A 10,430-nucleotide genomic window follows, 5' to 3' on the forward strand; every position below is an offset into this window, starting at 1 on the left:
GCAACGCTTCACCAACGGCGTGCCGTGGGCGCACATCGACATCGCCTCGACCGCCTGGGTCAAGGACAGCCGCAACCCGACCGTGCCGGACGGCGCCGTGGGCTATGGCGTGCGTCTGCTGGACCGCATGGTCGCCGACAAGTACGAAGCCTGATCCGACGCATTCAGAGGGTAGGACCGGGTGTCTGACGCCAAGCCGGAAATCTGGTTCTACCATCTGGAGCGATCGACGCTGGATCAGGTGCTGCCGGGCCTGCTGGAGAAAACGCTCCAGCGGGGCTGGCGCGCCCTCGTGCGCGGGGCCGTGTCTCACCGCCTCGACGACATCGACGAGCACCTGTGGACTTACCGCCAGGACAGCTTCCTGCCACATGGACTGGCGTCGGAGGACCACGCTCGGCGTCAGCCCATCCTTCTGTCCGAATCGGGCGAGAATCTGAATGGTGCTCAGGCGCTGTTCATCGTCGATGAAGCAGAGCTGGGGGCCACGGAAGGGTACGAGCGGTGCTTCATCATCTTCGACGGTCGAAACGAACAGGCGTTGCAGCACGCGCGCGACCGCTGGCGTACGCTGAAGGCGGCCAACGCCAATCTGGCTTACTGGAAACAGACGGACGAAGGACGTTGGGAAAAGGCGGCCTGATCGTCTCCCTGAGCGTCTTGGGGCTGCTGGCGGTCACCGGCTGCTCCTCGTCATCGCCCACGCCGACCGCGCCCCGCATCGTCGAGCAGGCGCGTCAGAATCAGCCGGTCGGCACGCGCCTGCCACAGAACGACGCCGACATGTGCAAGGCGGGCGAACTGCAATGGCTGGTCGGGAAACCCCGGACCGAGATTCCCGTTCCGGTTGACGTAGTGAACCGTCGGGTGGCTTGCACCACCTGTCCTGTCACTGAAGATTATTCGCCTTACCGATTGAATATTTTCTATAATCAGCAAACCGGCATCGTCGAGCGTGTGAGCTGCGGCTAGCCGAACCAGGAGAGGGACGCCATGAAGACCATGCTGATTCTGACGGCTTTCGCGGGCGCCGTGGCGCTCTCGGCCTGCGCGCCGACCCAGGAGGCCGCACCCGCGCCGGGCGGCGAAGCCACGCCCGTGGCCTGCAAGGCCGGCGACTATCAGGAATATGTCGGCCGCAACCGTTCGGCGATTCCCGCCGACGCGCCGGCCGGCCGCATCTTCCGCGTCCTGTGCAGCAGCTGCGCCGCGACGATGGACTTCCGCGATAACCGCGTGAACTTCACCTACGACGACAAGACCAATGTCGTGACGCGCGTCAGCTGCGGCTGACGCGGATCAGGAGGCAGGCTTGACCGTGACGCGGACGACGCCTGCCCCCTCGGTTCCGACTTCATAGCGGGCCGTGCCGCCGCGCCGCATCATCATGCGCGGGGCTGCGATTTCTTCGCCGTTGCGGACCAGATTGACCTCTGTGACGAGCATACCGTCGGCGCCGTCGCCTTGCTGGGTGTAGATGTTGGCGTTGAACTCGAGGGCGTCCTTGTCGGCGCTCAGCGTCGGCGAGGCCGGGCTGCCTTCCGCGACGAAGGTGTGGGCCACGACCACGTCCTTGCTGGCCTCAATCAGTTGCAGCTCCACGGCGTAACGCTGCGGCGCCGCGTCCTGGGCCAGGGCGGCGGGCGCGAACAGGGCTGCGGCCAGGGCGAGGGCGACGAAGGTTCTGATCATGACGGCTCTGTGGATTGGTCCCAGAGGTCGTTGCATGACTCTCGAAGTTTGTCGAACGTCGGTTATCGAAGCGGCGGTTCGTTTCGCTGCAAGGCGTAGATGGCGTCGGCGATGTCCTCGGCCTTGGCCGTGACCACGGCCTGGGCGTCGGCCAGGCCGCGATTGTAGAACCAGCCGCCGATCTGCCCGCCGAAGAACTCCAGCACCATCTCGGCCTGAAGCTGGCTGATGTCCTGATCCAGTTCCTTGCTGAAGAAGTCGCGGATGCGACCGCCGATGGCGGTGCGCTCGTCCTTGGTGAACTGGATCGGCTTGGTCATCAGGACACCGCTGCCAAGGCTTCTTCAGCTTCTATCCAGGCGGCCTCGGCGGCGTCCAGATCGGATTGGGTCTTGGCGCGGGCGCGGGTCAGGCCTTCCAGAGCCTTGGGGTTGGACACGGCGGCGTTGGCCAGGTCGTCGTCGATGCGGGCGACCTCGGCGGCCAGGGCGGCCATGCGCTCCTCGGCCTTTTTGACCGCGTGACGCAGGGTCGAGGGCGAAGGGCCTGATTTCTTGTCGTTCTTCTTCTTGCCGCTTTGCGAGGGGGCGGCGGCGGCAGCTTCCTGCTTGATCTGGCTGGGCTTGACGGCGGCGGCCTTGGCGCGGTCGAGGACGAACTTCTGATAGTCGTCCATGTCGCCGTCATAGGGCTTCACCGTGCCGTCGGCGGCCAGCCACAGGCGGTCGGCGACCAGCTCCATCAGCGAACGGTCGTGGGTGATCAGGATGACGGCGCCGCTGTAGTCGTTCAGCGCGTCCAGCAGGGCGCGGCGACTGTCGATGTCCAGGTGGTTGGTCGGCTCGTCGAGGATCAGGACGTGGGGCGCGTCCATGGCCACCATGTTCAGCAGCAGGCGGGCGCGCTCGCCGCCCGACAGGCTCTCGACCGTGGTTTCCTGCTTTTCGTAGCCGAGTCCGAACTGAGCCAGCTTGGAGCGGCGGCTGCTTTCGCTGGCGTCCGGCATGGCCCGGCGGATGATCTCCAGCGGGGTGTCGGTCGGGTCCATGGCCTCGATCTGATGCTGGTGGAACCAGCCCACGCGCATCTTCTTGTCGCGGTGCAGTTCGCCCTCCGACACGTTCAACGCGCCGGCGATCATCTTGGCGAAGGTCGACTTGCCGGCGCCGTTGACGCCCAGCAGGCCGATGCGGTCGTCCAGGTCCATGCGCAGGTTGAGATTGCGCAGGATCGGCCTGCCCGTCTCATAGCCGACGTTGGCGCGCTCCAGACGGATCAGCGGCGGGGCCAGCGGGCGCGGCGGCGAAGGCAGGGTGAAGGGGGCGACGCGTTCCTCGATCGTGGTCGAGACCGGCTCCATCTTGGCCAGGCGCTTCATCCGCGACTGGGCCTGGGCGGCCTTGGACGCCTTGGCCTTGAAGCGGTCGACGAAGGCCTGCAGGTGGGCGCGCTCGGCGTCCTGCTTGGCCTTGGCCGACAGTTGCAGGCGGGCCTTCTCAGCGCGCGCCTTCTCGAACATGTCGTAGCCGCCGGTGTAGAGTTCCAGCTTGCGGTTCGCCAGGTGCAGGATGTGGGTGCAGCTGTTGTTCAGCAGTTCACGGTCGTGGCTGATGATCAGGGCCGTATGCGGATATTTCTGCAGCCGGCTTTCCAGCCACAGGGCGCCTTCCAGGTCGAGGTAGTTGGTCGGTTCGTCGAGCAGCAGCATGTCCGGCTCGGCGAACAGGGCGGCGGCCAAGGCCACGCGCATCCGCCAGCCGCCCGAGAACTCGGACATGGGGCGCTGCTGATCGTCCTGGCTGAAGCCCAGACCGGCTAGAATTTCACCAGCGCGGGCAGGCGCTGAGTCGGCGTCGATGTCGATCAGGCGGGCCCAGATCTCGCCCATCTCCTCGGGCGGGGCGGTTTCCAGCCGGTTCATCAGCTCGTGACGTTCGACGTCGGCTTCCAGAATCGTGTCCAGCACGCTGTCGGGCGTGGCCGGGTGTTCCTGATCCACCGAGCCGACGCGGGCGGTCTTGGGCAGGCTGACCTCGTCGCCGTTGGCGGCCAGTTCGCCCAGGATGAGCTTGAACAGGGTCGACTTGCCGATGCCGTTGCGGCCCACCAGGCCGACTTTGGAGCCCGGCGGCAGGCTGACGGAGGCGTCGTCGAGGAACTGGCGGCCCCAGGCGTTGAACGTCAGGTTGGTGATCTGGAGCATGGAAAACGACTGACGTTGAGGTGGCGGTTGGAAAGCGGGGAGGGCGCCGCTATAAGCCCGCGACCCTCAAACTACCAAACCGCAAAGAGTCTTCCCATGACCGAACGCACCTTCTCGATCATCAAACCCGACGCCACCCGCCGCAACCTGACCGGCGCCATCAACGCCGTGATCGAAGGCGCCGGCCTGCGCATCGTCGCCCAGCGCCGCGTCAAGCTGACCGAAGCCCAAGCCAAGAAGTTCTATGAAGTGCACGCCGAGCGTCCCTTCTATGGTGAACTGGTCTCGCAGATGATCGCCGAGCCGGTCGTCGTGCAGGTTCTGGAAGCCGAAGGCGCCGTCGCCAAGTACCGCGAAGTCATGGGCGCCACCAACCCGAACGACGCCGCTGAAGGCACCATCCGCAAGCTGTTCGCCCTGTCGATCGGCGAAAACTCGGTCCACGGTTCGGACTCGCTGGAAAACGCCGGCATCGAGATCGCCCAGTTCTTCACCGACGCCGACATCGTCGGCTAAGGTTTGAGCGGGCCGCCTTGGGCGGCCTGACTCTGCGATTGAAAGGCCCGCCCTCGGAAACGGAGGCGGGCTTTTTCTTTTTGTTTGGGCCCTGCTTTCCTCCGCACTCGCGGGGAGGAAAGAAAAAGGCGTCAGCCGCGAAGCTGACGCCCTTCCATTTGTCCACCGATCGCCGTGCCTACCAGATGCGGGCGCGGCTTTCCGGGGCGATGTACTGCGCCTGATCGGGCGTGACGCCGAAGGCGGCGTACCAGGCGTCGATGTTGCGCGGCGGGGTGGCGGCGCGGGCGGCGCCCGGCGAGTGCGGGTCGGTGGTCAGTTGCTCCTTCAGCGCCGCTTCACGCGACTTCTCGCGCCAGACCTGGGCCCAGCCGAGGAAGACGCGTTGTTCGCCGGTCAGGCCGTCGATGACGGGAGCCGGCTGGCCGTTCAGGCTGCGGTGATAGGCGTCCAGCGCCATCAGCAGGCCGCCCAGGTCGGCGATGTTCTCACCCATGGTCAGCGCGCCGTTGATGTGCGTGCCGGGAATGGGCTCCTGGGCGTCGTAGATGGCGCCCAGGACCTTGGCGCGCGCCTCGAAGCGGGCGGCGTCCTCCGGCGTCCACCAGTCGCGCAGCACGCCGTTCGCGTCGGACTTGCGGCCCTGATCGTCGAAGCCGTGGGTGATCTCGTGGCCGATGACAGCGCCGATGCCGCCGTAGTTGACCGCCGGGTCCGCGTTCGGGTCGAAGAAGGGCGGCTGCAGGATGGCGGCGGGGAAGACGATCTCGTTGCGCGGCGGGTTGTAGTAGGCGTTCACCGTCTGGGGCGTCATGCCCCATTCCAGCGGATCGACCGGCTGCCCGATCTTGCCGCGCTTCCAGGCCCAGTCGAAGGCCGAGGCGCGCTCGACGTTGCCGTAGAGGTCGCCAGCCGACAGCTCCAACCCGTCATAGCTGCGCCATTTCTCGGCATAGCCGATCTTCACGCCGAACTTGGACATCTTGAGCAGGGCCTGCTCGCGCGTCGGTTCGCTCATCCAGTCCAGGGCCTTGAGACGCTCGGTCATGGCGGCGCTGAGGTTGGCGACCAAGGCCTCCATCTGGGTCTTGGACGACGGGGGGAAGTGCAGACGGACGTATTCCTGGCCCAGAACCTCGCCCAGCTGGCCGTCGACCAAGGCGACGCCGCGGTTCCAGCGCGGACGGTTCTCGGGTTGGCCGCGCAGGGTCTTGCCGCGGAACTCGAAGCGGGAATCGACGAAGGCGTCCGACAGGTAGGGGCCGGCCTGATCGACGATCTGGAAGGCTTGCCAGGCCTTCAGCGTCTCGATCGGCGTGTCGGCGAAGACCTGGGCGATGCCCGGGATGGCGGTGTTCTCCATCAGGACGAGAGTCGGGACGTTGTCGATCCGTGCGCCCTGCAGGAAGGCGGACCAGTCAAAGCCGGGCGCCAGTTTGCCCAGGTCGGCGGTCGGGGCCGGATTGTAAATTTTGTCGATCTGGCGACGCTCGACCGTGGTCCAGTGCTTCTCGGCCACCTTGGTCTCGAAGGCCAGGATGTCGGCGGCGGCCTTGGCCGGGTTCGACCAACCCGCGGCGGTCAGGGCGCGGGTGATGTAGGCGACATAGGCTTCGCGCTGCGGCGCGAAGTCGGCCTTCAGATAGTAGTCGCGGTCGGGCAGGCCGAGGCCGCCCTGGCCCATGTAGGCCGAGTTGAGGTTGGGGTTCTGCAGGTCCTCGAACACGTCGACGCCGAACAGGGAGCCGCCGAACCCGGCGTGGCTTTCGCCCATCAGACGGGCCATGCCGCCATGGTCAGTGACGGCGCGCACGGCGGCTAGGTCGGCGGCCAGGGGCTGGGCCCCCAGCTGATTGACACGGGCCTCGTCCATGAAGCTGGCGTAGAGGGCGCCGACCTTCTGCGCATTGGCGTTGGTCGGGTTGGCGGCGCTGGCCTCGATAATGGCCTTCAACTGGCTCTGGGCGTTCTCATACAGAACGTCGAACGGGCCGAAGCGGGCCTTGTCCGAGGGGATTTCGGTGTTCTTGAGGTAGGCGCCGTTGGCGTATTCGTTGAAGTCGTCGCCCGGCTTCACCGCCAGATCGCGACCGTTCAGGTCAAAGCCCCAGGGATGGATCTGGGGTGCGTCAGCGGCGGCGGCCGGGGCGGCGTGGCCCGCATGGCCGGCGTGAGCGTCTTGGGCCGAGGCGGCTTGGGCGGAGAGCGCGAGGGCGAGCGCCAGGCCGGCGGCGCCCATCAGGCGGGTCTTGGACATCGGGTCTTCCCATGTGGAAACAGCGAGCGGTCGCCGGTCAACTCAGGCTGGGCCGGTCCGATCGTTCGCGGGGAAACTGCTCCCGCCTGCGACGGGCTGTCGCATTAAAAATCGTTAAGGTTGAGCTTGGCTTTGGTGCGCGACGAAAGCGGCCAGGGTCTCGGGGTAGAGCGCATGTTCCGCCGCCTTGACCCGTTCGGCCAGGGTTTCGGCGTCGTCGCCCGGCAGGATCGGCACGCGGGCCTGACCCAGGACCGGGCCTTCGTCCACGCCCTCGGTGACGACGTGGACGGTGCAGCCCGCCTCAAGATCGCCGGCCTCGATGGCGCGGGCGTGGGTGTTCAGGCCGGGATAGAGGGGCAGCAGCGACGGGTGGATGTTCAGCATCCGTCCCGCCCATTTCTGCACCAGCCAGGGCGTCAGCAGCCGCATGTAGCCGGCCAGGGCGATGACCTCGACCTTCCGCTCGGCCAGCAGGGCGTCCAGCGCGCGCTCGTGCGCCTCGCGGTCCTTGCCGAACGCCTTGTGCTCGACCGTCAGAGCCTCGATTCCGGCGGCGCGGGCCTTATCCAGGCCGGCCACGTCGGGGATGTTGGAGACGACGACCACGATCTCATAGGGGGCGTCCGCCGCCTGACCCGCCGCGATCAGCGAGGCCATGTTGGTGCCGGAGCCGGAAATCAGCACGGCCACGCGTGTCTTGGGCTTGGGTGAGGCGGTCGACATGGGGGCGGCTCGGGGACGGATCGGGGAGGAGGGGAGGGATGCGTCCCCCATCGCCTCTTGGCAAGCCCGCAGCGTTACAAAGTCCGTTGCCGGAGGGACCGACTTGGCGTTAGCGTCCCGGCGCCGGGATGTCCGGCGCGTGAGGGGGAGTTCACAATGCGTCATCTGCTTACCGCCGTCTGCGCGACGGCGCTTCTGGCCGCGCCCATGCTTGCCCTGGCCCAGGAAGCGTCCGGCGGCGGCTCCGGCCCCGTGCGTTCGGCCTCGGACCGTCTGCGCAACGCCAACGCCGAGCAGGTGGAGCGCAACTGGGCTCGCGCCAGCGTCGAAGAGAAGGAGGTGACGACCAGCCATTCGATCACCGCCCACGGCCGCGCCATGCGCTACAAGGCCACGGCCGGCACCCTGACCATCCGCGACGACGCGGGCATGCCGACGGCCAGCCTCTTCTACGTCGCCTACACGCTGGACGGGCAGCCGGTGGGCCGGCGTCCCGTGACCTATCTCTACAACGGCGGCCCGGGCTCGCCGACGGTCTGGCTGCACATGGGGGCCTTCGGGCCGGTTCGGGTGCTGACGGACGATCCGGTGGTCGAGCGCCCGGCGCCGTTCAATGTCGGCCCCAACGACATGACCTTGCTGGACAAGACCGACCTGGTCTTCATCGACATGGTCGGCGCCGGCTATTCGCGCCCCCTGGCCGAGACGCCGGGCACGGCCTTCTGGGGCGTGGATCAGGACGCCGACGCCTTCACCCGCGCCATCATGCGCTACACGACCAAGTTCAACCGCTGGTCCAGCCCGAAATACGTGCTGGGCGAAAGCTACGGCACCCTGCGCACCGGCGCCGTGGCGCATCAGCTGGAAAGCCGGGGGATGTCGCTGAACGGCGTCATCCTGCTGTCGTCGATCATGAACTACGGCGTGCGCCAGCCGGGCTATGCCCAGAACTTCATCACCCTGCTGCCGACCTATGCGGCGACGGCCTGGTATCACAACAAGGTGCCGAACCGTCCGGCCACGGTCGAGGCCCACGTCCAGCGGGCGCGCGAGTTCGCCATGGGCCCCTATGCGGCGGCTCTGGCCAAGGGGCACATGATCTCTGACGCCGAGCGCGCCCAGATCGCCCAGCAGATGAACGAGTTGATCGGCGTCTCGCCGACCTTCATCGACAACGCCAACCTGCGGGTCGAGCTGTCGCCCTTCCGCAAGGAGCTGCTGAGGGATCGGCGCGAGACCATCGGCCGCCTGGACACCCGCTACCTGGGCATGGACGCCGACGCCGTGGGCGGCGAGCCGGAGGAAGACCCGTCCAGCAGCGCCATCACCGGGGCCTATTTCGGCGTCTTCAACGACTACATCGCCAATACGCTGAACTTCCGCACCGACATGGACTATCGCCAGTCGGCGCGCGGCCTGCCGGGCTTCAACTGGAACTGGAGCCACCGTCCGCCGGTGGGCGGGCCGCAGACCACGCCGAACACGGCGGTCGACCTGGCCACGACCATGCGACGCAACCCGCATCTGAAGGTGCTGGCGCTAAACGGCTACTACGACGCCGCCACGCCCTTCTTCTCGACCGAGTTCGACCTGGCCCAGATGATGCTGGAGCCCAAGCTGCGCCAGAACCTGGAGTTCACCTATTATGAGGGCGGGCACATGATGTACACGAGCCGTCCCGCGCTGGAGGCCCTGCATCGCGATCTGGCGAAGTTCTATGAGGAGACCGAGAACGGCGGCGTGCGCTGACGTTCAGGCTCGGTGAATAGGAAAAGGCCCCGGTCGCGCGACCGGGGCCTTTGTCGTTTCAGACGTTGGACGCTCAGGCAGCTTCCAGTTGTCCGCAGATGAAGGCTTCCTCGCCTGCGTTCAGCAGGGCGGCCAGCACCGGCTCGGCGTTTTCCGGCGAGACGATCAGGATGAAGCCGACGCCGCAGTTGAAGGTGCGGCGCAGTTCGTGGTCGGAGATGCCGCCGACGACGCCCAGCCATTCGAAGACGGGGGGCAGGGCCCAGGCGTTCCAGTCGAAGGCGGCCTGCAGGCCCTCGGCGATGCAGCGCGGCGGGTTTTCGATCAGGCCGCCGCCGGTGATGTGGGCGGCGCCCTTGACCAGACCGGCCTTCATCAGCGGCAGGACCGGCTTCACATAGATGCGGGTCGGCTCCATCAGGGCCTGGGCCAGCGTGCGGTCCTTGGCGAAGGGGGCGTCATCGCTCCAGGCCAGGCCGGACTTCTCGACCACCTTGCGGATCAGCGAATAGCCGTTCGAGTGCGGACCCGACGAGGCCAGGCCGATGATGATGTCGCCGGCCTTCTGCTGGTCCAGATAGGGCAGAACCTGACCGCGCTCGACCGCGCCGACCGAGAAGCCGGCCAGATCATAATCGCCGCCCGAATACATGCCCGGCATTTCGGCTGTCTCGCCGCCGACCAGGGCGCTGCCCGACTGGCGGCAGCCCTCGGCGATGCCGGCGACGACGCGGCGCGCGGCGTCCACGTCCAGCTTGCCGGTGGCGTAGTAGTCCAGGAACATCAGCGGCTCGGCGCCCTGGGCCAGGAGGTCGTTGACGCACATGGCCACCAGATCGACGCCCACGCCGTCATGACGGCCGGTCTCGATGGCGATCTTCAGCTTGGTGCCGACGCCGTCCGTGGTGGTGACGATCAGCGGGTCCTCGAAACCGGCGGCCTTCAGGTCGAACAGGGCGCCGAATCCGCCCAGCGAAGCCTCGGCGCCGGGGCGACGAGTCGACTTGGCCAGGGGCTTGATCGCATCGACCAACATTTCTCCGGCGTCGATATCCACGCCTGCATCGGCGTAGGTGAGGCCGTTTTTCAGGGCTTCGGGGGTGTCGCTCATCGGTCACGGCTCGATATCGGGGGCGAAAATCTGTTGCGGCGCTCTTGCCACAACGGCGTCGCGCGGGGCTATAGCATCGGAATGACGCCAATCACCACCAATGACGCGCTAATCGACTTCTGCGAACGCCTGGCCAAGGCCCCGTTCATCACGGTCGACACCGAATTCATGCGCGA

Annotated in this window: 11 protein-coding genes and 1 pseudogene; 6 read left to right on the forward strand and 6 right to left on the reverse strand. The window is 66.9% G+C overall.

The genetic code is table 11. From position 1 onward, the window contains the following. From VGE49_RS10215 to VGE49_RS10230, 4 genes and pseudogenes are all read left to right on the forward strand, one after another. Positions 1-154 (forward strand): annotated as a pseudogene (locus VGE49_RS10215) (leucyl aminopeptidase); the annotation flags it as partial. 27 nt (positions 155-181) lie between these two features. Beyond that, the gene (locus VGE49_RS10220; protein ID WP_331034451.1) at positions 182-643 is read left to right on the forward strand and encodes a DNA polymerase III subunit chi; all 462 of its coding nucleotides are present in this window, start codon (positions 182-184) and stop codon (positions 641-643) included. Beyond that, positions 625-972, forward strand: a complete 348-nt coding sequence (locus VGE49_RS10225) for a hypothetical protein (protein WP_331034452.1) — start codon at positions 625-627, stop codon at positions 970-972. The genes VGE49_RS10220 and VGE49_RS10225 overlap by 19 nt, the downstream gene beginning before the upstream one ends. Positions 973-993: 21 nt before the next feature. After that, positions 994-1,293: a hemolysin gene (locus VGE49_RS10230; protein ID WP_331034453.1), complete on the forward strand. Its 300-nt coding sequence runs from the start codon at positions 994-996 to the stop codon at positions 1,291-1,293. Positions 1,294-1,299: 6 nt separating this feature from the next. Here the strand turns inward: VGE49_RS10230 and VGE49_RS10235 are convergent, their stop codons facing one another. The 3 genes from VGE49_RS10235 to VGE49_RS10245 all read right to left on the reverse strand — a co-directional run bounded on the left by VGE49_RS10235 (position 1,300) and on the right by VGE49_RS10245 (position 3,895). Beyond that, positions 1,300-1,692, reverse strand: coding sequence for a hypothetical protein (locus tag VGE49_RS10235; RefSeq protein ID WP_331034454.1), 393 nt, complete (start codon positions 1,690-1,692; stop codon positions 1,300-1,302). Positions 1,693-1,754: 62 nt separating this feature from the next. Beyond that, positions 1,755-2,012: a DUF2164 domain-containing protein gene (locus VGE49_RS10240; protein ID WP_331034455.1), complete on the reverse strand. Its 258-nt coding sequence runs from the start codon at positions 2,010-2,012 to the stop codon at positions 1,755-1,757. After that, entirely contained in the window at positions 2,012-3,895 is a 1,884-nt protein-coding gene (locus VGE49_RS10245; RefSeq protein ID WP_331034456.1) for an ABC-F family ATP-binding cassette domain-containing protein, read from the reverse strand. The genes VGE49_RS10240 and VGE49_RS10245 overlap by 1 nt, the downstream gene beginning before the upstream one ends. Positions 3,896-3,991: 96 nt before the next feature. Between VGE49_RS10245 and ndk the strand changes: the two genes are divergently transcribed. After that, the gene (gene ndk, locus VGE49_RS10250; RefSeq protein WP_087139197.1) at positions 3,992-4,411 is read left to right on the forward strand and encodes a nucleoside-diphosphate kinase; all 420 of its coding nucleotides are present in this window, start codon (positions 3,992-3,994) and stop codon (positions 4,409-4,411) included. Positions 4,412-4,589: 178 nt separating this feature from the next. Here ndk and VGE49_RS10255 read toward each other — a convergent pair whose 3' ends face one another. Continuing rightward, positions 4,590-6,668, reverse strand: coding sequence for a M13 family metallopeptidase (locus VGE49_RS10255; protein ID WP_331034457.1), 2,079 nt, complete (start codon positions 6,666-6,668; stop codon positions 4,590-4,592). 114 nt (positions 6,669-6,782) lie between these two features. After that, complete coding sequence (gene purN, locus VGE49_RS10260; RefSeq protein ID WP_331034458.1) at positions 6,783-7,394, reverse strand: phosphoribosylglycinamide formyltransferase; 612 nt, start codon at positions 7,392-7,394, stop codon at positions 6,783-6,785. Positions 7,395-7,550: 156 nt separating this feature from the next. On the opposite strand from purN, the gene VGE49_RS10265 reads away from it, so the two are divergent. Beyond that, positions 7,551-9,143, forward strand: a complete 1,593-nt coding sequence (locus tag VGE49_RS10265) for a S10 family peptidase (RefSeq protein ID WP_331034459.1) — start codon at positions 7,551-7,553, stop codon at positions 9,141-9,143. Positions 9,144-9,216: 73 nt separating this feature from the next. Here the strand turns inward: VGE49_RS10265 and purM are convergent, their stop codons facing one another. Beyond that, entirely contained in the window at positions 9,217-10,254 is a 1,038-nt protein-coding gene (gene purM / locus VGE49_RS10270; RefSeq protein ID WP_331034460.1) for a phosphoribosylformylglycinamidine cyclo-ligase, read from the reverse strand. Between the last annotated feature and the right edge of the window lie 176 nt (positions 10,255-10,430).

The organism is Brevundimonas sp., assembly GCF_036405315.1.
Classification (GTDB): domain Bacteria; phylum Pseudomonadota; class Alphaproteobacteria; order Caulobacterales; family Caulobacteraceae; genus Brevundimonas.